The organism is Streptomyces harbinensis (assembly GCF_900116145.1).
GTDB classification, from domain to species: Bacteria; Actinomycetota; Actinomycetes; order Streptomycetales; family Streptomycetaceae; genus Streptomyces; species Streptomyces carpaticus.
Genome location: NZ_FPAB01000007.1, coordinates 183,847 through 206,675, shown reverse-complemented (window position 1 = coordinate 206,675; position 22,829 = coordinate 183,847). Strand labels below are relative to the sequence as shown.

The 22,829-nt window shown below is 72.6% G+C and carries 22 protein-coding genes; 14 read left to right on the top strand and 8 right to left on the bottom strand.

Annotation, left to right across the window (positions count from 1 at the left end):
- Positions 1-20 precede the first annotated feature (20 nt).
- Positions 21-209 (top strand): hypothetical protein, encoded by a 189-nt coding sequence (locus BM385_RS20235; protein WP_093843912.1) that lies wholly within the window; start codon positions 21-23, stop codon positions 207-209.
- Between the two features lie 84 nt (positions 210-293).
- Here the strand turns inward: BM385_RS20235 and BM385_RS20230 are convergent, their stop codons facing one another.
- The 4 genes from BM385_RS20230 to BM385_RS20215 all read right to left on the bottom strand — a co-directional run bounded on the left by BM385_RS20230 (position 294) and on the right by BM385_RS20215 (position 5,451).
- Positions 294-1,688 (bottom strand): LCP family protein, encoded by a 1,395-nt coding sequence (locus tag BM385_RS20230; protein WP_019433536.1) that lies wholly within the window; start codon positions 1,686-1,688, stop codon positions 294-296.
- 88 nt (positions 1,689-1,776) lie between these two features.
- On the bottom strand, positions 1,777-4,449 hold the full coding sequence (gene mgtA / locus BM385_RS20225) for a magnesium-translocating P-type ATPase (RefSeq protein ID WP_093843911.1): 2,673 nt from the start codon (positions 4,447-4,449) through the stop codon (positions 1,777-1,779).
- A complete protein-coding gene (locus BM385_RS20220; RefSeq protein ID WP_380980034.1) occupies positions 4,433-4,816 on the bottom strand; it encodes an ArsR/SmtB family transcription factor in 384 nt (127 codons plus the stop codon). The genes mgtA and BM385_RS20220 overlap by 17 nt, the downstream gene beginning before the upstream one ends.
- 35 nt (positions 4,817-4,851) lie before the next feature.
- Entirely contained in the window at positions 4,852-5,451 is a 600-nt protein-coding gene (locus BM385_RS20215; RefSeq protein WP_019433533.1) for a TetR/AcrR family transcriptional regulator, read from the bottom strand.
- A gap of 93 nt (positions 5,452-5,544) precedes the next feature.
- On the opposite strand from BM385_RS20215, the gene BM385_RS20210 reads away from it, so the two are divergent.
- Positions 5,545-6,540 (top strand): ABC transporter permease family protein, encoded by a 996-nt coding sequence (locus BM385_RS20210; protein ID WP_093843909.1) that lies wholly within the window; start codon positions 5,545-5,547, stop codon positions 6,538-6,540.
- A 4-nt stretch (positions 6,541-6,544) separates the two neighbouring features.
- On the opposite strand, the gene BM385_RS20205 is transcribed toward BM385_RS20210, so the two are convergent.
- Complete coding sequence (locus BM385_RS20205; RefSeq protein ID WP_019433531.1) at positions 6,545-7,039, bottom strand: GNAT family N-acetyltransferase; 495 nt, start codon at positions 7,037-7,039, stop codon at positions 6,545-6,547.
- A gap of 154 nt (positions 7,040-7,193) precedes the next feature.
- Here BM385_RS20205 and BM385_RS20200 point away from each other — a divergent pair, with 154 nt between their 5' ends.
- The 5 genes from BM385_RS20200 (at position 7,194) to BM385_RS20180 (ending at position 13,756) form a co-directional block, all read left to right on the top strand.
- A complete protein-coding gene (locus tag BM385_RS20200) occupies positions 7,194-7,994 on the top strand; it encodes an exodeoxyribonuclease III (RefSeq protein WP_093843908.1) in 801 nt (266 codons plus the stop codon).
- 204 nt (positions 7,995-8,198) lie between these two features.
- Positions 8,199-9,188 carry an ABC transporter permease gene (locus BM385_RS20195; RefSeq protein ID WP_019433529.1) on the top strand — a complete coding sequence of 330 codons (990 nt, stop codon included), beginning with the start codon at positions 8,199-8,201 and terminating at the stop codon, positions 9,186-9,188.
- Between the two features lie 59 nt (positions 9,189-9,247).
- The gene (locus BM385_RS20190) at positions 9,248-10,123 is read left to right on the top strand and encodes a carbohydrate ABC transporter permease (RefSeq protein WP_175543059.1); all 876 of its coding nucleotides are present in this window, start codon (positions 9,248-9,250) and stop codon (positions 10,121-10,123) included.
- 17 nt (positions 10,124-10,140) lie between these two features.
- Positions 10,141-11,808: an extracellular solute-binding protein gene (locus BM385_RS20185; protein WP_093843906.1), complete on the top strand. Its 1,668-nt coding sequence runs from the start codon at positions 10,141-10,143 to the stop codon at positions 11,806-11,808.
- Positions 11,809-11,941: 133 nt separating this feature from the next.
- The gene (locus BM385_RS20180; protein WP_019433526.1) at positions 11,942-13,756 is read left to right on the top strand and encodes a Dyp-type peroxidase; all 1,815 of its coding nucleotides are present in this window, start codon (positions 11,942-11,944) and stop codon (positions 13,754-13,756) included.
- Here BM385_RS20180 and BM385_RS20175 read toward each other — a convergent pair.
- Together BM385_RS20175 and BM385_RS20170 are read right to left on the bottom strand one after the other, a co-directional pair.
- Positions 13,750-14,820, bottom strand: coding sequence for an LLM class flavin-dependent oxidoreductase (locus BM385_RS20175; protein WP_019433525.1), 1,071 nt, complete (start codon positions 14,818-14,820; stop codon positions 13,750-13,752). The two genes, BM385_RS20180 and BM385_RS20175, sit on opposite strands and share 7 nt — an antisense overlap.
- 46 nt (positions 14,821-14,866) lie before the next feature.
- Positions 14,867-15,739: a putative RNA methyltransferase gene (locus BM385_RS20170; protein WP_093843905.1), complete on the bottom strand. Its 873-nt coding sequence runs from the start codon at positions 15,737-15,739 to the stop codon at positions 14,867-14,869.
- Positions 15,740-15,957: 218 nt separating this feature from the next.
- On the opposite strand from BM385_RS20170, the gene BM385_RS20165 reads away from it, so the two are divergent.
- The 7 genes from BM385_RS20165 (at position 15,958) to BM385_RS20135 (ending at position 21,296) form a co-directional block, all read left to right on the top strand.
- On the top strand, positions 15,958-16,281 hold the full coding sequence (locus BM385_RS20165; RefSeq protein ID WP_093843904.1) for a WhiB family transcriptional regulator: 324 nt from the start codon (positions 15,958-15,960) through the stop codon (positions 16,279-16,281).
- An 80-nt stretch (positions 16,282-16,361) separates the two neighbouring features.
- A complete protein-coding gene (locus BM385_RS20160; RefSeq protein WP_019433522.1) occupies positions 16,362-16,613 on the top strand; it encodes a type B 50S ribosomal protein L31 in 252 nt (83 codons plus the stop codon).
- Positions 16,614-16,662: 49 nt separating this feature from the next.
- Positions 16,663-17,202, top strand: coding sequence for an MSMEG_1061 family FMN-dependent PPOX-type flavoprotein (locus BM385_RS20155; RefSeq protein ID WP_093843903.1), 540 nt, complete (start codon positions 16,663-16,665; stop codon positions 17,200-17,202).
- Positions 17,203-17,268: 66 nt separating this feature from the next.
- On the top strand, positions 17,269-18,306 hold the full coding sequence (locus tag BM385_RS20150) for a FecCD family ABC transporter permease (RefSeq protein WP_093843902.1): 1,038 nt from the start codon (positions 17,269-17,271) through the stop codon (positions 18,304-18,306).
- Entirely contained in the window at positions 18,303-19,346 is a 1,044-nt protein-coding gene (locus tag BM385_RS20145) for a FecCD family ABC transporter permease (RefSeq protein ID WP_093843901.1), read from the top strand. Before BM385_RS20150 ends, BM385_RS20145 begins: the two co-directional genes overlap by 4 nt.
- 114 nt (positions 19,347-19,460) lie before the next feature.
- Positions 19,461-20,264: an ABC transporter ATP-binding protein gene (locus tag BM385_RS20140; RefSeq protein ID WP_093843900.1), complete on the top strand. Its 804-nt coding sequence runs from the start codon at positions 19,461-19,463 to the stop codon at positions 20,262-20,264.
- A gap of 21 nt (positions 20,265-20,285) precedes the next feature.
- Complete coding sequence (locus tag BM385_RS20135) at positions 20,286-21,296, top strand: iron-siderophore ABC transporter substrate-binding protein (protein ID WP_093843899.1); 1,011 nt, start codon at positions 20,286-20,288, stop codon at positions 21,294-21,296.
- Positions 21,297-21,377: 81 nt separating this feature from the next.
- On the opposite strand, the gene ulaA is transcribed toward BM385_RS20135, so the two are convergent.
- Positions 21,378-22,784 carry a PTS ascorbate transporter subunit IIC gene (ulaA, locus tag BM385_RS20130; RefSeq protein ID WP_019433516.1) on the bottom strand — a complete coding sequence of 469 codons (1,407 nt, stop codon included), beginning with the start codon at positions 22,782-22,784 and terminating at the stop codon, positions 21,378-21,380.
- Between the last annotated feature and the right edge of the window lie 45 nt (positions 22,785-22,829).

Sequence of the window (22,829 nt, the reverse complement as noted above, 5' to 3'; positions counted from 1 at the left end):
GATTCTGCGAAGGAGCACCGATGGGCATCGGAGACCAGTTCAAGGACAAGGCGCAGGAGCTTCAGCAGCGCGCCAAGGACGCCATGAACAAGGACAAGGACGAGCAGAACCAGAACCAGAACGAAAACGAGAACCAGCAGCAGCGAGGCCGGCAGCAGACCTCCGAACAGGAGCAGCAGGGATACGGCGACGACCGGAACAATCCCTGACGGCCGGCCGCCCTCCGTGCGCCATGCCCCCACCGTCCGCGGTGGGGGCAGGTGCGGTACCGGGCGCCCGGCCCGGGCCGGCGCTCAGCCCCGTACGCCCTGGAAGTCCGCGCCGATCGTCAGGGTGAGCACGCCGGGCAGATCGTCCGTCGTCTGCTGGGTCTGTGCCCCCGGCACCCGCGAGCCGAGCACCTCGGCGTGGCCCTCCAGACCCTCCGGGTAGCTGATGGTGCTGACCTCGGTGCCCGGGTCGGCGTTGCCGGTGGAGACCACCTGGAAGCCCAGATTGCGCAGCCGGTCGGCGACCTCGGCGGCCTGGCCGGTGGTGCCGGTGCCGTTCAGCACCCGCACCCGCACCTCGGACGGGGACGGGGCGGCCTCGGCGGCCTCCTCCAGCTGGTCCTTGGTGATCGGCTCGTCCTTGGCCAGCGAGGTGAACAGCAGCTCGGTGGCCGGGTAGTCCCACACCACATTGGCCTTGTCGGTGGGGACGTCCAGCTCGCGCGGGTAGTTGGGCACCGTGATGAAGTTCAGCTTGTCCTTCGGTACGCCCTGGAGTTCGGTGGCCAGGTTGTACAGCGCGTCCAGGCTGGCCAGTTCCGGGTCGGTGGTCAGCGACTTGGTGACCGCGTCCATGAACCCGTACAGCGAGGTGGGGCTGGTGAGCTTGGACTGCGCCTTCTCGGCCAGCGCGTTCATGAACTCCTGCTGCCGCTCGATGCGCCCGATGTCGCTGCCGTCGCCGACGCTGTAGCGGACCCGGACGAAGCCCAGCGCGTCCTCGCCGTTCAGCGTCTGGCAGCCGGCGTCCAGCGTCACGTGCGCCTTGACGTCGTCGATCGGCTCGTCCAGGCACATGTCCACGCCGCCCAGGGCGTCCACCATGTCCTTGAAGCCGAGGAAGTCGAGCGAGACGAAGTTCTCGATGCGCAGCCCGGTGTTCTGCTCCAGGGTGCGGATGGTGCAGGCCGCCGCGCCGCCCGCGTCGCCGTTGATGCCGCCGAGCGCGTACGACTCGTTGATCTTGGCGTGGTGCGGGTCGGACATCACGCCGTCGCCCATGTCGCAGGCCGGGATCTCCACCCACGAGTCGCGCGGGATGGACACCACGGTGGCCCACTCCCGGTTCTCCGCGATGTGCAGGATCATCAGGGTGTCCGAGCGCATGCCCTCGACCGCGCCGTAGTCGTCCATGCCCTCACGGGTGTCGGAGCCGGCCACCAGGATGGTCTTGGCGCCGGGGCTCAGGTCCTCGGGCCGGTCCTCGCCGAGCTTGTCGTCGATGGTGGCGGAGGTGATGTTGCCGTTCAGCTTCTGGTATATCCAGTACACGCCGCCGGCACCGGCCAGGATGACGAAGGCGAGCACGGCCGCGGACCACAGCAGGACCCGCTTGCCGCGCCCCCGTCCGCCACTCTTGGCGTCCGTGCCGCGCTTGCGTCGCGTCGGCGCGTTCTTCGAGCGATGTGAGCCGGCCACGCTGCTCCCCCCGTTGCGAATTTCGCGCGTATTGGGTCGTTCGATCCGACGCCCTGGAGCGGACACCAGTTCCCCGATTGCGCAAACTCTAAAGTATGGAAATGGCGCTCCGGTAACGCGCCCTGGTGAAGCACAGTGCTCCGGCGTACAGCGCGAGCACGCCCCCCAGCAGCGGATAGTACGCGCCGGGCAGGGTGGCGGTCAGCCCCAGGGCCCCGGCCAGCGGGGACAGCGGCAGCAACAGCCCGACGGCGGTCAGCCCGGCGACCGCCAGCGCGACGGGCAACGGCAGCCGGCGCGCGGAGCCCGGCCGCAACAGCCAGATGACCAGCGCCTGGGTGAGCAGGTTCTCGGTGAACCAGCCCGCGTGGAAGACCGCGTGCGCGTCGAGGCCCGCGGCCGAGTCCTGACTCAGCAGCCAGCCGAGCGCGGCGAACGTGGCCAGGTCGGCGGCGGCGTTCAGCGCCCCGAACCGCAGCACGAAGGAGGTGAAGGCGCGCGGGCGCAGCCCGGCGGGCCGGGACGGCGCGGCGGGCCCGCCCCCGGGTGCCGGGCCGGCCCGGTCGAAGGCGAAGGCCAGCTGGGCGGCGTCGAAGCACAGATTCTGCACCAGGACCTGGAGCGGCAGCATCGGCAGGAACGGCAGCAGCAGCCCGGCCACCAGCATCGCCAGCACATTGCCGAGGTTGGAGGAGAGCACCACCCGCAGATAGGTGGTGATGTTGCGGGTGGTCTCCCGGCCGCAGGAGAGCGCCCGGTCGATCGCGGTCAGGTCCTTGCCGGTGAGCACCACGTCCGCGCCCGCCCGGGTCACCTCGGCGGCGCCGCGCGGGCAGATGCCCACATCGGCGGCGCGCAGCGCGGGCAGGTCGTTGACGCCGTCGCCCAGGAAGCCGGTGGGCTGACCGGCGGCGCGCAGCACCTGCACGACGCGCGCCTTGTGGGCCGGGGTGCAGCGGGCGAAGACGGTACGGGAGCGGGCCAGTTCGGCCAGCTCGGCGTCGTCGAGGGCATCGGTCTGCGCCCCGGTGACCACCGCGTCCGGCGGCCCGGGGTCCAGGCCGAGGTCGCGGCAGGCGCGGGCGGCGGTGGCCGGGTGGTCCCCGGTGAGGACCTTGACGGCCACCCCGTGCCGGGCGAGTGCGGCCAGCGCCTCACCCGCGCCCGGCGCCAGATCGTCGCGCAGCGCCACGAAGCCCAGCAGGGTCAGCCCGCGTTCGGCCGTGGTCGGGGTGCGGCCGGGGCGGCGCGCGGTCGCGACGGCGAGCAGCCGCAGCCCGGCGTCGGCCTCGCGCCCGGCGCGCGCCAGCACCCGCGCCCGGCGCACCTCGTCCAGTTCGAGCTGCTCGCCCGCCGCCGTCCGCAGATGCGAGCAGCACCCCAGGACGTCCTCCACCGCGCCCTTGACCACCACGGTGTGGGTGCCGGGGTGCTCCGGCTCCCGGACGACGGCGGTGGCCCGGCGGCGTACCGGGTCGAACGGCACGGCCGCCACGCCGGTCTCCCGGCCGGGTCCCGCCGCCCGCAGCAGGGCCTCGTCCAGCGCGTCCGGGGCGGGCAGCTCGGCCAGCTGGAGGGTCCAGTGCGCGTTGACGGCGGCCCAGCGCAGCACCTCGGGCGCGGGCCGGCCGGCCGGATCGAGCGCGCGGTGCACCACGGGCCGGTCCCGGGTGAGGGTGCCGGTCTTGTCGGTGCACAGCACCCGCATCGCGCCCAGATCGTGCAGCGCGGGCAGCCGGCGCACGATCACCGAGCGCTCCCTGGCGAGCCGCACCGCGCCCCGGGCGAGCGACACGTTCACCACCACCGGCAGCATCTCGGGGGTGAGGGCCACCGCGACGGCCACCGCCAGCGGCACCGTGTCCAGGGCCGGGCCGCGCAGCAGGGTGTGCGCGGCCAGCACCAGCACGGCGGCGCACAGCATCAGCCGGATCAGCGTCCAGGTGATCCCGCCCAGCGCCCGGTGGAAGACGGTGCCGGCGGCGGGCCGGCACGGCACCGCGCGGGACTGCCGGGCCCGGAAGGTGTCCGCGCCGGTGGCCAGCACCACCCCGGTACCGCTGCCGGTGGCCACGCTGCCGCCCTGGAGGCACAGCTGCGGCTGTTGCGGCAGCTCGCCGGGCGGCGGATCGTCCACGGCGGCCCGGGCGACCGGGGCCGACTCGCCGGTGAGGGCGGGCTGGTGCAGGGTGAGCCCGGTGGCCCGCAGCAGCCGGACGTCGGCCGGCACCACGTCGCCGGGCGCCAGCAGCACCACATCGCCGGGGACCAGCTGGTCGAAGGGTATCTCGCGTACCCGCGGGTCCGCGCCGGGCGCGGGGCGGCGGCGTACCGTCGCGGTCGCGGCGACCAGCTCGCGCAGGCCGGCGGCGGCGCGCTCGGCGCGGTGTTCGCCGGTGGAGCGCAGCACGGAGCTGACGAGCACCAGCACGGTGATGACGGCGGCGGTGGCCCAGGCGGCGACGGCCGCCGACACCAGGCCGAGGACGAGCAGCACCACGCTGAACGGATCGCGCAGGCTGCGCGCGAAGCGCAGCGGCCGGCCGGGCGGCCGGGCCTCGGGGACGGTGTTCTCGCCGTAACGCTCCAGCCGGAGCTGGGCCTGTTGCTCGTCCAGGCCGCGCGGTGAGGCGTCCAGGGCGCGCAGGGCCGCCAGCGGGGTGAGCCGGCCGAGGGCGGCGGGGTCGGGCGGGGCGGGGCGCGCGGCGGGGTGGTGCGGGGGTCCGGCCGGGTGCGCGGACGCCTCAGAGACCCAGGCCATGCGCGCGCCGGGGCGCCGGGGGGCCCGCGCTCCGGCCGCCGGTGCGGTCGGCGAGCTGGCCGACCATCAGCCGGACGACGGTGACCACGTCGGGGTCGTCGACCAGGTAGACGACGCGGCGGCCCTCGCGGCGGGAGCGGACCAGGCCCGCCAGTTTGAGCTTGGCGAGGTGCTGGCTGACGGCCGGGAGCGTGCCGCCGACGCGTTCGGCCAGGCCGCTGACGTCGGACTCGCCCTCGGCGAGCGCCCACACGATGTGCAGCCGGGCGGTGGAGGCGAGCAGTCCGAAGGCGGCGGCGGCCTCCGTCAGCAGTTCGGCGGACGGGTCCCCGTCGCGCCCTCCCACCGCCCCCGCCACTGTGCCCACCACGGTCCTTCCCCCATCGCTGCGTGCTCGAAGGGTCAGTCTAGAGTCAACGACGTCAGGCCCCGAAGACCCGCGCGGAGCACGTCGGGCGGGAGATCGGGGGCGATCAGGGCGCGCTGGACGAGGAAGCCCTGGGCACAGGCGAGGATCGTGCGCGCCACGTGCTCCGGGGGGACGTCGGCGCGCATCAGGCCCCGGCGCTGGTAGTTCTCGGCGATGGTGGTCCAGGACGCCAGCACGCCGGCGATGCCGCGCTGGAGGACGGCGTCGAGTTCGGGGTTGCGCAGGGTCTCGGCCCAGACCTGGAGGATCAGCGAGGGCGGCACGTCCAGGCCGGCCAGCACCGCGTTGAGGGTGTCGGCGAGGACGTCGCCGGGCTGGGCCGGGGGGTCCGGGTGCGCGGCGGCTTCGCTGAAGGCGCCGCCGACCTGCCGCAGCACGTCGAGGGCGAGGGCGACGATGATCGCGTCCTTGGAGGGGAAGTAGCGGTAGACCGCCCCGGCGGACAGGCCGGTTTCCCTGAGCACGTCCTGCATGGACGTGGCGTGGAAGCCGTCGCGTGCGAAGCAGCGCGCGGCGCCCGCCACGATCTGCCGGCGGCGGGCATCGAGATGTTCCTGCGAGACACGGGCCACGGGCGCACCCTAAAACGAACGTTCCTTCTTGACAACTCGCGCGCCCCGGTCGTAAAACGAATGCTCATTCTCTTTATCGCTGGAGCAACCGCCATGCCCTCCCAGAACCGGAAGCTGATCACCGTCCTGGTGGCGCTGCCGCTCGCCGTCACCTTCATCCTGTGGGCCTTCGCCTGGCCCGCCGCCAGAACCGGCCCGCACGACCTGCCCATCGGGGTGGCGGGCCCCGCCGAGGCCACCGCGCCGGTGACCGCCGCCCTCCAGGCCCGCGACGGCGCGTTCGACGTCCACAGCTATCCGGACGCCGCTGCCGCGATCACCGCCATCGAGAGCCGCGACATCTACGGCGCGCTGGTGCCGGGCCCGGACGGCGCCGAACTGCTGACCGCGTCCGCCGCCGGCGCCTCCGTCGCCCAGCTGCTGGAGCAGGTGGCCGCCCAGGGGCTGCCCGAGGGCGCCGCGCTGACCGTCACCGATGTCGTCCCCGCCCCCGCCTCCGACCCGCGCGGCGCGGTCTTCGGCGTCAGCGTGCTGCCCATGGCCATGGCCGGCATCGCGCTCGGCGCGCTGGTCACCCTGCTGCGGCTGCGCGGCCGGTACGCCCTGGCGGCGCTGGCCGGGACCGCCGCCGCAGTGGGCACGGCCGGGGCGCTGATCGGGCACAGCTGGCTGGGCGCCATGGCCGGCGACTGGTGGACGGTGGCCGGGGCGCTGGCGCTGCTGACCCTGGCCGGCGGCGCGACGGTGGCCGCGCTCGCGGCGCTGCTGGGGCCGCGCGGCATCGGGCTCGGCGCGGTGCTCCTGATGATGCTCGGCAACCCGTGGTCGGGCGCCACCTCGGCGCCCGAGATGCTGCCCGCCCCGGTGGGGACGCTGGGTCAGCTGCTGCCCACCGGAGCCGGGTCGACCCTGCTGCGCGGGGTGTCGTTCTTCGACGGCGCGGGCACGGCGTTCCCGCTCGCGGTGCTGACGTGCTGGGCGGTGGCCGGGCTGGCCACGGTCGCGGTGGTGCACCACCGCCGCCCCGCCCCCACGCGCCCGGCGGGCGGACCACCGGCCGGGGCGGCGGCCCCTGCCGTGGCGGTCTGAGGGGTCAGCCCAGCGGCTTGGTGTAGCAGCGGCTGCTGGTGTGGAAGCGGTAGTAGCCGAACTTGCCGCCGTCCGGCACCAGGGCGTACCCGCTGGTCTCGTACAGGCTGATCGCCTCCGGCTGCTTGGTGCCGGTCTCCAGCACCATCCGCCGCCGGCCGGCGGCGCGGGCGGTCTCCTCCAGGTGCGCCAGGATCAGCCGGGAGAAGCCGTGGCCCCGGGCCTCGGGGACGATGTACATCCGCTTGATCTCGGCGTCGCCCAGCGCGTAGCCCTCGCCGAGGGACGCCTCGTCGTGGGAGCGCCAGCCGCCGGTGCCGATGGGCACCCCGTCGGCGTCGTAGGCCAGGACGTACAGCCCGGCCGGCGGGTCGAACATCTCGGGGGCGAGCGGGGTGAGGTCTCCCTCGTCCCCGTAGCGCTCCGCGTACTCCGCCTGCACCCGGTCGTTGAGCTTGCGCGCGTCGGGGTGATCGAAGCGGACGGTGACGAGCTTCATGCAGGTCATCGTACAAAGCAGGGGCGTTGCGACGGTACGCCGCCCGGCGAGCGATTGATCACCATCTGGCCGGATTGTCCACCGGGCGACGCGGTGCGGTAGGTTCGCGGCCGGACACCGCGTCACCAGGGCATCAGCCGGGAGGGCACCCACCGTGCACACCGTCACCACGGTCAACGTCAACGGCCTGCGGGCCGCCGCCACCAAGGGATACCGGGAGTGGCTGGCCGCCACCGAGGCCGATGTCGTCTGCCTCCAGGAGGTGCGCGCCGAGGGGCACCAGCTCCCCGGTGAGGTGCGCGAGCCGGCCGGGTGGCACGCCTTCTGGGCGCCGGCCGCCGCCAAGGGCCGGGCCGGTGTGGCGCTGCTCACCCGCCGCGCGCCGGACGCGGTGCGCACCGGGTTCGGGGTGCCGGAGTTCGACGCCTCCGGCCGCTATCTGGAGGCCGATCTGCCGGGCCTGACCGTGGCCAGCCTCTATCTGCCCTCGGGCGAGGTGGGTACCGAGCGGCAGGCGGAGAAGGAGCGGTTCATGGCCGCGTTCCTGCCGTATCTGATCGGGCTGCGCGAGCGCGCCGCCGCGCAGGGGCGTGAGGTGCTGGTGTGCGGCGACTGGAACATCGCCCACCAGGAGGCCGACCTCAAGAACTGGCGTGCCAACCGCAAGAACTCCGGCTTCCTGCCCGAGGAGCGCGCCTGGCTGTCCCGGGTCCTGGGGGCCGAGGGCGGCTACACGGACGTAGTGCGCGCCCAGCACCCCGGGCAGGAGGGCCCGTACTCGTGGTGGTCCTACCGGGGCCGGGCGTTCGACAACGACGCGGGCTGGCGGATCGATCTGCTGGCGGCCACGCCGGGGCTGGCGGGGCGGTGCGTCAAGGCGTACGTCGAGCGGGCCGCGAGCCACGGCGAGCGCTGGTCGGACCACGCTCCGGTGACGGCGGTGTTCGGCGACTGACGCCCGTTCGGTTCTGTCCGTTCGTGATGGCTGACCGGCCGCGGGCCGCCGTGGCCGGTCACCGCAGCGATACGTTTGCTACCCCTCTCAACAGGCACTTCTGTGCGAACTGTTGACCTCCCTCAGTAATCGCTCTACCTTCCGTGAATCGTTTGAACCTGTTGGTTCCGTTGGGCAGATCGCTCTGAGCTGAGGGAGTGTTCGATGACGAGCACCATCGAGCAGGCCGGCGGTTCCCCCGCCCCGTCCGCCGACCCGCCCGACCGGCCACCGGGCGCACCACCCGGGCGCGAACCCCGCTCCGTACGCTGGCGGCGGGCGCTGCGCGGCCAGCGCACCCTGCTGCTGCTCGCCGTCCCCGGGATCGCGTACTTCCTCGTCTTCCACTACGCGGCCCTGTTCGGCAACGTCATCGCCTTCAAGGACTTCGTGCCCTTCCAGGGCCTGTGGGAGAGCCCCTGGGTCGGACTCGACAACTTCCAGCGGATGTTCGAGGACGCCGCCTTCTGGCAGGCCGCCTGGAACACCCTGTCCATCGCCGTGCTCCAGCTGGTGTTCTTCTTCCCCCTCCCGCTCGCCCTGGCGCTGCTGCTGCACAGCCTGGCGCGCGGCGGGGTCCGCAAGATCATCCAGTCGGTGGTCTACCTGCCGCACTTCCTGTCCTGGGTCATCGTGGTGGCCCTCTTCCAGCAACTGCTCGGCCCCACCGGGATGTTCGGCGGCAACGTCGCGTTCGTCACCGATGTGCTGACCAACCCGGACGCGTTCAAGCCGCTCATGGTCGTCCAGATCATCTGGAAGGACTGCGGCTGGGGCACCATCATCTTCCTGGCCGCGCTCAGCCAGGTGAACCAGGACCTGTACGAGTCGGCCGCGCTCGACGGCGCCGGGCCGCGCCGCCGCTTCTGGCACGTCACACTGCCCGCGATCCGGCCCATCGTGATCCTGCTGCTCATCATGCGACTCGGCGACATCCTCACCGTCGGCTTCGAACAGATCCTGCTGCAACGGGACGCGGTGGGGCCGGAGGCCGGTGAGGTGCTCGACACCTTCGTCTACTACCAGGGCGTCCTCGGCGCCGACTGGGGCTACTCGGCGGCGGCCGGTCTCTTCAAGGGCGTCGTCGGCGCGCTGCTCGTCTACAGCGCCAACAAGATCGCGCACCGGCTGGGCGAGCAGGGGGTCTACAAGTGAGCAACCGGAACACACTGCTCGACAAGGCCCTCGGCCCCAGGGAACACCGCCCCTCCTGGATGGAGAAGCCGCACCCGCTCACCCAGGCGGGCAAGGCGGTCGCCCTGGTCGTCATCTGCGCGCTGATCCTGGTGCCGATCCTGGTGGTCGTCTCCACCTCGCTCGCCTCCCCCGCCGAGGTCACCGCGAACGGCGGCTGGGTGCTCTTCCCCACCGAGCCCACCCTCCAGGCGTACCAGGACATCCTCTCCGGCGGCACCATCACCCGCTCGCTGGCGGTGAGCGTGGGCATCACGGTGGTGGGCACCGCCGTCAGCCTCTTCGGCACCATCACCCTCGCCTACGCGCTCTCCCGCGAACACTTCAGCCTGCGCAAGCCGCTGCTGCTGATGGTGCTGTTCACCTTCCTCTTCCCGCCCGGCATGCTGCCCGGCTACCTGGTGGTCAAGGGGCTCGGACTCCTCGACTCCTACTGGGCGCTGATCCTTCCGGTGGCCATCAACGTCTTCAACCTGGTCATCATGCGCGGCTTCTTCCAGGGGCTGCCGCAGGAGCTGTACGACGCGGCGCGCATCGACGGCGCCGGCGAACTGACCGTGCTGCTGCGGATCGTGCTGCCGCTGTCCAAGGCGGTGATCGCGGTGATCGGACTCTTCTACGCGGTCGGCTACTGGAACAGCTTCTTCTCCGCGATCCTCTACCTCAACGACTCCTCCAAGTGGCCGCTCCAGGCGGTGCTCCAGACGGTCGTCACCAAGGGCGCCAACCTGGGCGGCAACACCACCGACGCGCTCTCCGACTCGGGCGCGGTGGCGGCGCCGCAGACGTACCAGATGGCCACGGTCGTGGTCGCGGTGATCCCGATCCTGATCATCTACCCCTTCATCCAGAAGTACTTCACCAAGGGCGTGCTGACCGGCGCCATCAAGAGCTGAGCCAGGAGGAGCCGGACATGACCGTGAACCCCCGCGCCGGTGGCCCGTCCCGGCGGCGCTTCCTGCGGACCTCGCTGGGCGCGGGCGCCGCGCTCGCCGCCGCCCCCGCGCTGGTCGGCTGCGCCACCTCGCAGGTGCGCAGCGCCCGCAACGCCGGCACCGATCCGGTGCCGTGGCCCGAGTACGTACCGGTGGAGGGGCCGCGCCCCGATCTGCCGCCGGACCCGCGCGGGGTGGACGCGGGCTTTCTGCGCTACCCCGACCACCTGGTCTCCTCGGTGCCCGAGCGGCCGGGCAGCGGGCGCGAGACCCTGACCGCGATGGTGGAGACGTACGAGGCACCGCCGCGCGGGCCCGGCGCCAACCGCTACTGGGCGGCGCTCAACGAGGCGCTCGGCGTGGACCTGAAGCTCCAGCTGGTGCCCAGCGGCAACCTCCAGGCGAAGATCGCCACGATGATGGCCAGCGGCGACATGCCGGACCTGCTGATGGTGCGCAACTGGATCCCCCGGGTCGCCGACTACGCGGCGAACGTGGCCGCCGATCTGAGCGAGCACCTGGCCGGCCCCGCCGTGCGCGCCTACCCGAACCTGGCCAACCTGCCCACCTACGCCTGGCGCGACATGGGGCTGATGGGCGGCCGGATCATGGGCGTGCCGATCACCCGCCCGCGCACCGGCTCGGCGATCCTCTCCCACCGGGAGGAACTGGTGGAGCTGGCCGGGGGCACGTACAACGACTGGACGGCTGAGGAGTTCGTCGACACCCTCAAGCGGGCCACCGGCGGCAAGAAGTACGGCTTCGGGGTGGCCTCGGGCGGCTGGCTGTTCGGGGTGCCGCTGCTGGCGTCCTGGCACGGCGCGCCGAATCTGTACGGGCTGCGGGACGGGGAGTTCGTCAAGGCGGAGCTGACGGAGGAGTACCGGGCGGCGGTCGAGTTCGCGCGGCGGCTGCACCAGACGGAGAAGGTGTACTACCCGGGGACGGCGACCATGCCGACCGAGACGATGAAGTCGCTGTTCTTCAACGGGACGGTCCGCGCCCAGCTGGACAACCTGCCCGGCTACCAGGCGGCCAACATCGCGGTGGGCGACGCCTTCACGGTGGATCTGCTGCGTCCGCCGACCGGTCTGGGGGCGGGGCTGACCTCGCACTTCAGCGGCGGGACGTACGGCTACACGCTGCTGAAACCGGGGCCGCCGGAGCGCATCCGGCTGCTGCTGCGGGTGCTCAATTATCTGGCGGCGCCGTTCGGGACCACCGAGTACGAGCGGACGTACTACGGGGTGGAGGGCGAGCACTTCGAGCGGGTGGACGGCGACCTGGAGCTGACGGAGCTGGCGAAGACGGAGAACCCGAGCACGGTGCCGGTGAAGTACATCACCGCGCCGCCGCCGGTGCACTTCTACCCGGGCAACCCGGACGCGGTGCGCCGGGTGCACGCCTTCCAGACGGCGGACGTGGAGACCGGGATTCCGCCGCTGACCAGCGGTCTGGTGGTGCGGGACGCGCTGCGGCCGTACACCAGGATGCGCAAGCTCTTCGAGGACGCGGTGATCTCGGTGGTGCAGGGGCACAGTTCGATGAAGCACTGGGACGACGCGGTGCGCACCTGGCGGACGCAGGGCGGGGACCGGGTGGACGCGGAGCTGGCGGAGGAGTACGCGGCGGTCAACGAGGTATAGCAGGGCCACTCTTTGGGGTGATTCGGGAGGAGATACCCCCACGGGGCCTTTACTTTGAGTAACGTGGTCCGTGCGAACATCGACGTTCAGTTACCAGGGGTGGTGACTGGCAAACCCGCACGGGGGGCGTGCCATGGGTAATGAACTGCCACTGCGAGAGAGCACCGAGATCCAGGGCGACATCCTGGCCGGGTTCAAGAAGGATCATGTCCGGCTGCTGTTGCTGCGTTTCGGGGACCGGCGCCGGGCGCGGGCGTGGCTGGGGCGGCTGCGGCACCGGATCGCCACCACGGCGGACGTCGCCGCGTTCAACTCCGCCTTCAGCCGGGCCAGGCGGACGGCCGAGGGGGCCGACCCGGTGGATGCGGCGGCGGTGTGGCGGGGGGTCTCCTTCACCTACCCCGGGCTCGCCGAGCTGATCGGCGGCCCGCCGCTCACCGACGTACCGGCCGGCAGCACCCAGGAGGCGCTGGCCCAGGGGTCCGCCCGGCGCAAGGACCTGCTGGGCGACACCGGCGAGTCCGATCCGGCGCACTGGCTGTTCGGCGCCGGGCACCAGGAGCCGGTGCACGCCGTGCTGACCATCGCCGCCGACCGGCCGGCCGATCTGCGCGGCGCGGTCGAGGAGGAGCGGGCTGAGTGCGAACGGCACCGGGTGTTCCTGGTCTTCGAGCAGCGCGGCGCCACCCTGCCCGGCCACCGGCGCGGGCAGGAGCACTTCGGCTTCCGGGACGGCGTCAGCCAGCCGGGGGTGCGCGGCTTCGATCCGCCCGACCCGGTGGATCCGGTCCATGTGAAGGGCAAGCCGGGCACCCGGCTGATCGCGGCGGGCGAGTTCGTGATCGGCCACGAGCCCGACCACCGGGTGGTGACCTGGCTGCCCGGCTGGATGCGGGACGGCAGCTTCCAGGTGGTGCGGCGCCTCGCCCAGGACGTCCCCGGCTGGTGGGCCCAGGCCGAGGAGCACGTCCGGGTGCTGCGCGAGGCGGGCGTCGTCCCGCCGGACGCCACCGGGCCCTGGTACGCGGCCCGGCTGATGGGCCGCTGGCCGTCGGGCACCCCGCTGGCCCACTCGCCCGACCGGGATGTGCCGCTGCCGCCCTGCGCGGAGGTGAGCAACGACGTCACCTTCGCCGACGACCTGGACGGCCGGCTCACCCCGCTCTTCTCGCATCTGCGCAAGACCAACCCCAGGGACGGGCTGAAGGCCACCGAGGACGACGAGGCCGCGCTGGCGCAGGAGGGCATCCTGGACGGGCGGCGGGTGCTGCGCCGGGGCATCCCGTTCGGGCCGCCCTACGATCCGGCGGCCGTGGACACCGCCCGGGGGCTGCTCTTCATCAGCTACCAGTCGGATCTCATCGCCCAGTTCGAGTTCATCCAGCGCACCTGGGTGGAGGCGGGCGACTTTCCCGAACGGACCAGCCCGGTCGGGCGCGATCCGGTGATCGGGGGTGCGGGCTCCGCCTCCTTCCCGGCCGGGGAGAGCGACTTCCACCAGGTCGAGTTCAAGAAGTTCGTGCGCACCGAGGGCTCGCTGTACACCTTCGTGCCCTCGCTCTCCGCCCTGAAATGGCTCTCCCAGGGGGTGATCCCGGTGGGCGGCGGCCCGCTGGAGGACCAGGTGTTCTCAGCCCCGCTCACCCTGCGGCGCGGTGAGGTGATCAGCTCGGGCAAGGCCCGGCTGCGCTTCCAGGAGAGCGGGGACCTGACCGTGCACGACGAGCACGAGAGCGAACGCTGGCGCTCCGGCACCGACAGCGGCGCGGTGCTGGCCCAGTTGCGGCCCAGTGGTGAGCTGGCCGTGCTGTCGGCGGAGGGTGAGCCGCTGTGGGCCACCCCCACCGCCGGGCACCCGGGCGCCACGCTGGTGGCGCGCACCACGGGCGATGTGGAGATCCGCTCGGCGGAGGGGGAGTTGCTCTGGCACACCGATACGGCTCATTGAGCGTAGGCGCCGGCGATCAGCTCGTAGCTGCGCAGCCGGGCGTCGTGGCCCTGCCCCATGGCGGAGAGCATGAGTTCGTCGGCGCCGGTGAGCTTGGCCAGCTCGTCGAGCCCGGCACGGACCGTCTCGGCGGTTCCGTGGATGACATTGCTCAGATACTCCTCCACCACGGCGCGCTCCGGCTCGCTGAACGGATACGCCTCGGCCTCCTCCGGAGTCGGCACCAGCCCGGGCCGGCCCGTGCGCAGCCGCACCATGGACAGCCCGCCGGCCAGCGCCTGACGGTAGGCGTCGCGCGGGTCGTCGGCGGCCAGGGCGTTGGCGGTGACGATCGCGTAGGGCTCGGACAGCGTCTCGGAGGGGCGGAAGGACTGCCGGTACAACTGCAGAGCGGGAAGCGTGTGCGCCGAGGAGAAGTGGTGGGCGAACGCGAAGGGCAGCCCGAGGCGGCCGGCGAGCTGCGCGCTGAACCCGGAGGAGCCCAGCAGCCACACGGGGGGCCGGTGGTCGGACTGCACCCCGCCGGGCACCCGGCCCTGGACGGGGCCCGGCACGGCGTGGATGCGGGAGTAGGGGTGTTCCGGGGGGAAGTCGTCGTCGAGGAAGCGGACCAGTTCGGCCAGCTGCTCGGGGAACTGGTCGGCGCCGTCGGTGCGGCCCCGGCGCAGCGCGGCGGCGGTGGCCTGGTCGGTGCCGGGCGCGCGGCCCAGCCCCAGGTCGACGCGGCCGGGGGCCATGGCCTCCAGCGTGCCGAACTGCTCGGCGATCACCAGCGGCTGGTGGTTGGGCAGCATGACGCCGCCGGAGCCGAGCCGGATCCGCTCGGTGTGGGCGGCGAGGTGGGCGAGGATCACGGCGGGCGCGGAGCTGGCGACGCCGGGCATCGAGTGGTGCTCGGCCACCCAGAACCGGTGGTAGCCCACGCGCTCGGCGAGCCGGGCCAGTTCCACCGTGGTGCCCAGCGCCTGGGTCGCCGTCCGGCCGCTGCCCACGGTGGCCAGGTCGAGCACCGACAGCGGTACGGGGGCGCTCCCGAGGCTGCGTCCCCTGATGGCGTCCGACACGGCGATGTCCTCCCTGTTGCGCTGGTGCGGTCGGCAGGGACAACCGTCAGCCGGTCCCGGTCATTCCCTCGCGGGGGTGGTGGCGGGAGAGTGTGACGGAGATCGTCACCGGCACCGGTCCCGGCCGCTCGGCGAGCCAGGCGCGGGTGGCGTCGCTGTCGAGGTGGTGGGCGGAGGGGCCCATTCCCACCAGGTGGGCCACGTCCGGGGCGGGGAGGTGGGCGGTGTACTCCAGCCGCCGGCTGCCGGCCGGGGCGAAGTGGCCTTCGAGGGTGCGGCGCAGCCGGCGGTCCTTGTCGGGGTCGATGGCCAGCAGTCCCAGGCGTTCCCGGGGCAGGCCGGACAGATGGCGGGCGGTGGGGGTGATCACCAGGAGGGTGCCGCCGGGGCGCAGCACCCGGTGGAACTCGGGGCCGTTGCGCGGGGCGAAGACGTTGAGCAGCAGATCGACGCGGGCGTCGGGCAGGGGCAGCGGGCGCCAGACGTCCCAGACGGCGGCGGCGAGCCGGGGGTGGGCGCGGGCGGCGCGGCGCAGCGCGTATTTGGACAGATCCAGGCCGATTCCTTGCGCTGCGGGGAGGGCGTCGAGGACGGCGGCCAGGTAGTAGCCGGTGCCGGTACCGGCGTCCAGCACGGTGCCATCCGGGGGGACCTGTGCCCCGGCGGCTTCCTCGGCGAGCGCCCGGGCCAGCGGCGCGTAGTGGCCGGCGGCCAGAAAGGCGTCGCGGGCGGCGACCATGGCCTGGGTGTCGGCCCCGGCCGGGGCCCGGCTGCCGGTCAGCAGGCTGGCGTAGCCCTGCCGGGCGAGGTCGAAGGCGTGCCCCGCGGGGCAGCGCAGGGAGGTGGCGCGGCGGCCGAGCGGCTGCCGGCACAGCGGGCAGCGCAGCGCGTCGAACGGGGGCGGTGTGGAGGCGGACACGGAATTCCCTGGAGGGTGCGGGGCACCCGTCACCCTATCTCCGCGTGCTCCGCTCCGTCCCACACACCACTGTTGTCACTCCTGGGGGTGACTTGGCCTGCGGCATGGTCCCTTCGGGCCATGCCAGATGGGACCGACTGGGGGTGTTGCCACGCCGTCGCATTCCGTAACGTCCTCAGCTGAGAATGGTCGTGTGACCGTGGGAGGACGGCAGCGGCATGAGTTGGGAAACCGACTGGACCAAGCACGGGATCTGTCGCAAGACCGATCCGGACGAACTGTTCGTGCAGGGAGCTGAGCAGAATCGCGCCAAGGCGCTGTGCACCGGCTGTCCGGTGAAGACCGAGTGTCTGGCCTACGGCCTGGACCACCGGATCGAGTTCGGCGTCTGGGGCGGGATGACCGAGCGGGAGCGGCGGGCGCTGCTGCGCCGGCGGCCGACGGTCACCTCCTGGCGGCGGCTGCTGGAGACGGCCCGCGCGGAGTACGAGCGGTCCGCCGCACCGTCCGGCGAGGCGCGGGGCGCCGCCGACGCCGCCTGAGCCGGTTCCGGTCCGGGTTGCGGGGGCGCCCGGGTGCGTCGAGCATGAAGGGAGGCATCCGCCGCACACCGGGAGGAACCGTGCAATCGGACATCCACCCCCCGTACCGGCCGGTGGTCTTCCGGGACCGCTCCGCCGGGTACGCCTTTCTGACCCGCTCCACGGCGACCAGTGAGCGCACCATCGAGTGGGACGACGGGGAGACCTATCCGGTGATCGATGTGGAGATCTCCTCGGAGAGCCACCCGTTCTACACCGGCAAGGCCCGGGTGCTGGACTCCGAGGGCCAGGTGCAGAAGTTCGAGCAGCGGTACGGCCGCCGGGAGCGCTGAGCCCACCCGGCCGCACCCCGGGCCGGGCCCGGGTGAGAGCATCGGCCGGATGATGTACGAGCACGCTGTCACCTCCGCCGGTGAACTGTCCGAGATCGTGGGCACCCCGCACCCCGTCGTGATCGACAAGGTCAAGAAGGAGCTCGGGGAGTTCGAGCGGAAGTGGCTCGCCAAGTCCCCGTTCTGCGTCCTGTCCACCTCGGCCGCGGACGGCAGCTGCGATGTCTCGCCGCGCGGCGACCCGGCCGGGTTCGCGCTGGTGCTGGACGACACCACGATCGCGATACCCGACCGGCTGGGCAACCGCCGGGTGGACAGCTGGCGCAATGTGCTGAGCAACCCGCAGGTCGGGCTGGTCTTCATGATTCCCGGGGTGAACGAGACGCTGCGGATCAACGGCCGGGCCACCCTGGTGCGGGACGGGGAGTTCTTCGACCGGATGGCACTCAAGGGCCGGCGCCCGGCGCTGGCGCTGATCGTGCGGACCGACGAGGTGTTCCTGCACTGCTCCAACGCGCTGCGCCGCTCCGGGGTGTGGGACCCGGAGTCCTGGGACGAGGACACCTCGGAGCTGAAGGTCATCTACTGAGGCGCATGTTAGGGTAGCCTTCCCTAACTCAGCTGGACCGGCGCACAGGCAGACGCGAACACACCCATGGGCATACGCACCGAGACGGCCGCGCCGTCAACCCGCAGCCGCCCGCTGCTCGCCGCCGGACTGGTCCCGGCCGCCGCGGCCCTCGTGCTCGCGGTGGCCGCCTCCCTCGCCCTCGGCACCGCCCACATCCCCCTCTCCTCGGTGTGGCAGGCGCTCACCGCCTACGACCCCGGCGACACCCAGCAGCTGATCATCCGTGAGGTGCGCGTCCCGCGCACCGTCATCGGTGTGCTGACCGGGGTCGCGCTCGGTCTGGCCGGCGCCGTGATGCAGGCCGTGGCCCGCAATCCACTGGCCGACCCGGGCATCCTCGGGGTGAACGCCGGCGCCGCCCTGTTCGTCGTCGTCGCCATCAACTCCCTCGGCCTGGACACCCTCAGCGGCTATGTGTGGTTCGGCTTCGCCGGAGCGCTGTGCGCCTTCGCCCTCGTCTACGGGGTCAGCTCACTGGGCCGCGAGGGCGCCACCCCCATCAAACTGGCCCTGGCCGGCGCCGCCACCACCGCCGCCCTCGGCTCCATCACCAGCGCCATCATCCTCACCAGCAACAACGCCTTCGAGCAGTACCGCTTCTGGCAGGTCGGCGCCCTCACCAGGACCGAGGACGGACTGCTCGTCCAGGCCGCGCCGTTCATCGCGGCCGGCGCCGCCTGCGCCCTGCTCAGCGGCCGGTGGCTCAACACCCTCAGCCTGGGCGACGACACCGCGAGGGCGCTGGGCCAGCGGGTCGGCGCGGTCCGCGCCCTGGCGGCCTGCGCCGTGGTGCTGCTGTGCGGCACGGCCACCGCCATCGCCGGACCGATCGCCTTCGTCGGCCTGGTCATCCCGCACATCGCCCGCGCCTTCACCGGCCCCGACTACCGGTGGATCCTGCCCTACTCGGCGCTGCTGGCCCCCACCCTGCTGCTCACCGCCGACGTGGTGGGCCGGCTCATCGCCCGCCCGGGCGAGCTCCAGGTCGGCATCGTCACCGCGGTCATCGGCGTACCGCCGTTCATCGCCCTGGTGCGGCGCAGAAGGACGGGCGCGCTGTGAGCACCGACCTGCAGGTGACCGGCTCCGTGCGCCGCGCCCGCCGGGCACGGCAGCGGCGGACCCTCGCCGTCTGCGCCGGCCTGCTGGCCGCCGCGCTCGCCGCCTTCCTGCTCTCGCTGGCCACCGGGGACAAGTCGATCCCGCTGCCCGACCTCCTGGCCACCCTCGGCGGGGGCGGCAGCCGGGGCGATGAGTTCATCGTCCTGGAGCTGCGGCTGCCGCGCGCCGTCACCGCCGTCGGGGTGGGCGCCGCGTTCGGCCTGGCCGGGGCCATCTTCCAGTCGCTGCTGCGCAACCCGCTGGCCAGCCCCGATGTCATCGGCATCAGCGCCGGGGCCAGCGCCGCGGCCGTGATCTCCATCGTGCTGCTCGGCCTGAGCGGCCCCGCCGTCTCGCTGACCGCGCTGGCCGGGGCGCTCACCGCCGCCGTCCTGATCTACGCGCTGGCCTGGCGGCGCGGGGTCACCGGCTACCGGCTGGTGCTCATCGGCGTCGGGGTGGCCTCCGCTCTGACCAGCACCGTCTCCTATGTGATGACGCGTTCGGAGACGATGGTCGCCCAGCAGGCGTTCGTCTGGCTGGCCGGCTCCCTCAACGGCCGCTCCTGGGACCAGGCCCGCCCGTTGCTGCTCGCGCTCGCCCTGCTCATCCCGCTGACCGCCCTCGCCGCCCGCGCCCTGCCCGCCCTCCAGCTCGGGGACGACACCGCCCGGGGCCTGGGCGCCCGCACCGAGCCCTCCCGGGTGGCGCTGCTGCTGTGCGCGGTGGCGCTGGCCGGCGTCGCCACCGCCGCCGCCGGCCCGGTCGGCTTCGTCGCCTTCGTCTCCGCCCCCATCGCCCGCGGCCTGCTGCGCCGCCAGGACGCCGCCCTGCTGCCGGCCGCCCTCACCGGGGCCGTGGTGGTGCTGCTCTCCGACTACATCGGCCAGCATCTGCTCGGCCCGCACCAGATCCCGGTCGGCGTGGTCACCAGCGTGGTCGGCGCCCCGTATCTGCTGTGGCTGCTGGCCACCGCCAACCGCGTCGGCCGCGGCGGCTAGGGGGTGTCTGATGAAAGATCCCGCCTGGCCCGCGTGCCCCGGCACGGCGCTACCCACCAGCCACCCCCTCCCCACGCCCGTACCCGGCCCCCGTCCGAGGGAGAACCTCCGCCCATGACCGTTCAGCACACCCTGCGCGCCGACGCGCTGCGGCTCACCTACGACCGCCACGAGGTGGTCAAGGGGCTGTCCCTGGACATCCCGCCGGGGAAGCTCACCATGATCGTGGGCCCCAACGCCTGCGGGAAGTCCACCCTGCTGCGCGGCCTGGCCCGGCTGCTGACCCCGGCCTCCGGCGCGGTGCTGCTGGACGGCGCCAGCATCCACTCCCGTCCCACCCGCGAGGTGGCCACCACGCTCGGCATCCTGCCGCAGACCCCGGTGGCGCCCGACGGCATCACCGTCACCGATCTGGTGGGCCGGGGCCGCTATCCGCACCAGGGCTGGTTCCGGCGCTGGAGCGATGAGGACGAGCGGGCGGTCGCCGAGGCGCTGGAGGCCACCGACGTGGCGGAGCTGGCGGACCGGTCGGTGGACGAACTCTCCGGCGGCCAGCGGCAGCGGGTGTGGATCGCGATGGCGCTGGCCCAGGGCACCGATCTGCTGCTGCTGGACGAGCCGACCACGTACCTGGACATCACCCACCAGGTGGAGGTGCTCGATCTGCTGACCGATCTCAACACCTCGGCCGGCACCACCGTGGTGGTGGTGCTGCACGACCTGAACCTGGCCTGCCGGTACGCCGATCACCTGGTGGCGATGCGGGACGGGCGGATCGTGGCGGAGGGGCCGCCGGCCGAGGTGGTCACCGAGCAGGTGGTGTCGGACGTGTTCGGGCTGCGCTGCACGCTGGTGGACGACCCGGTCTCCGGGACGCCGCTGATCGTACCGATGGGGCGGCATCACTCGGCCAAGTAAGGGCAGGCTAACCTAAGCGGCATGAGACATCTGCCCCGTGTGCGGCTGGCCCTGCTCGCCGTCGCCGCCCTCGCCCTCCCCCTCGCCGCGTGCGGCTCCGACGACGACACCGCGGCCCCCGCCGCCGGTCAGCAGGAGACCGCGTCCGACGGCGCCTTCCCGGTCACCGTTCCCACCGCCTTCGGCGACATCACCATCGAGGAGGAGCCGCAGCGGGTCGTCGCCCTCGGCTGGGGCGACGCCGAGACGGCCCTCGCGCTCGGCGTGCAGCCGGTCGGCGCCAGCGACTGGCTGGCCTTCGGCGGCGAAGGGGTCGGCCCCTGGGCCGAGGGCCTGTACGACGAGGCCCCCGAACTGATCGGCACCATGGAGCCCGAGCTGGAGCGCATCGCCGAGCTCGACCCGGACCTGATCCTGGACCTCAACTCCAGCGGGACCCAGGAGCGGTACGACATGCTGGAGCGGATCGCCCCCACCGTGGGCATCCCCGAAGGGGGCCAGCAGTACAAGATCTCCTGGCGCGAGCAGGTCACCATGATCGCCACCGCGCTGGGCCGCGCCGAGGCCGGCGAGCAGCTGATCGCCGACACCGAGGACGCCTTCGCCCAGGCCGCCGCCGACCACCCCGAGTTCGAGGGCAAGACGGTCGTGGTCTCCGCGGTCACCTCCGGCGGCTACGGCGCCTACGTCCAGAACAGCGGCCGGGTGGACTTCGTGGAGGCGCTCGGCTTCACCAACAGCCCCGCCGTCAACGAGCTGGCCGGTGAGGACTTCTCCATCCCGGTCTCCAAGGAACGGCTGGACCTGCTGGACGCCGATGTCACCATCGTCACCCCGATCGGCGTGCCGCCCACCGACATCAGCGAGGACCCGCTCTACCAGGCGATCCCCTCGGTCGCGGACGGCCGCGGGCTGGTCCTGGACGACCCGGAGATCTCCCTGGCGTTCGCCACCAACACGGTGCTCTCCCTGCCCTACGCCCTGGACCTGGTGGTCCCCCTGCTCTCCGACGCGGTGGCCGGCAACGCCTGACCGGCGCCCGGAAACCCGACGGCCCGGGCCCGTACGGTACGTACCGTACGGGCCCGGGCCGTTCGTCGAGGGCCGGCCGGGTCAGGAGACGGGCTGCGTCTCCTGCTCCGGGGCTGCCTCGTCCGCGGGCGGAGCGTTCCGCTTCTCCCGCCGGTCGACCAGCGCACTGCCCACCAGCACACCCACCAGCGAGCCGAGCACCAGCACGATCACCGCGATGTGACCCCAGTTGGCGGCGTTGCCCACCAGGAACCCGGCGACACCGAAGTCGGCGTCCGAGAAGGTGGAGTTCGCCAGGCCGACATCGCCCAGGCGGGGCAGGATCAGCAGCGGCAGGAAGGTGATCAGCAGACCGTTGGCGATCGAGCCGAGGACGGCGCCACGCCGGCCGCCGACCGCGTTGCCGATGACACCGGAGGCACCACCGGTCATGAAGTGCGCCACGATGCCCGGGATGATGATCGTGCCGCCGACGGCCGCCAGCACACCCATGCCGATCAGGCCGGCCGCGAAGCTGGCCAGGAAGCCGATCAGCACCGCGTTGGGCGCGAAGGTGAAGACGATCGGCACGTCCAGGGCGGGCTTGGCGTTGGGGACCAGCTTCTGCGAGATGCCCTTGAAGGCGGGGATGATCTCGGCCAGCACGACCCGCACACCGGCCAGGATGATCGTCACACCGGCCGCGAACATACCGGCCTGCATGATCGCCCAGATCACGAACCACTGGCCGCCGCTCAGCTCGCTCTCCACGTAGCCGGGCCCGGCGATCAGCGTCACCAGCAGGTAGATGACACCCATGGACAGCGCGATGACGACCGTGGTGTCCCGCAGGAAGCCCAGACCGGAGGGGATCTTCAGGTCCTCGGTGGACTTGGCGGCGTCACCCTTGGTCAGCTTGGCGACCCAGCCGGAGGTGGCGATGCCGACGTTGCCGGTGTGACCCAGCGCCACGTTCTCCTGCTTGGTGACCTTGCGCATGAACGGCTGCACCAGGGCGGGCGAGACGGTGGTGACGATGCCCTGGGCGAGGGAGCCCCACAGCACGGCCTCCCACGACTCGAAGCCGTTGGCCATCAGGATCACGGCGGTCATCGCGGCCAGGTACAGCGCCACGTGGCCGGACATGTAGATGTACTTGAGCCGGGTGAAGCGCGCCAGCAGCACGTTCACCACCATGCCGAAGAAGAAGATCAGCGCGGCCTGGGTGCCGAAGTCGGTGAGGACGGTACCGACGATGGCCTCGTTGTTCGGCACCACGCCCTGCACGTCGAAGGCGTGCTGGAACATGTCGCCGAACGGGGTGAGGGCGCCGGAGACGACCCCCGCGCCCGCGGCCAGCACGAGGAAGCCGACGAACGCCTTGATCGTTCCCTTGAGGGTGTCCGAGGCGGACTTGCGCTGGAGGACCAGACCGAGCAGAGCGATCAGGCCGATGATCACGGATGGTTCGCGGAATATGTCCACGAGGGTGTTGAGGAAGCCGTTCACGGTGGCGCCTTTCTACGGCACGACTGGCGGTTCGGTCGCGATGCA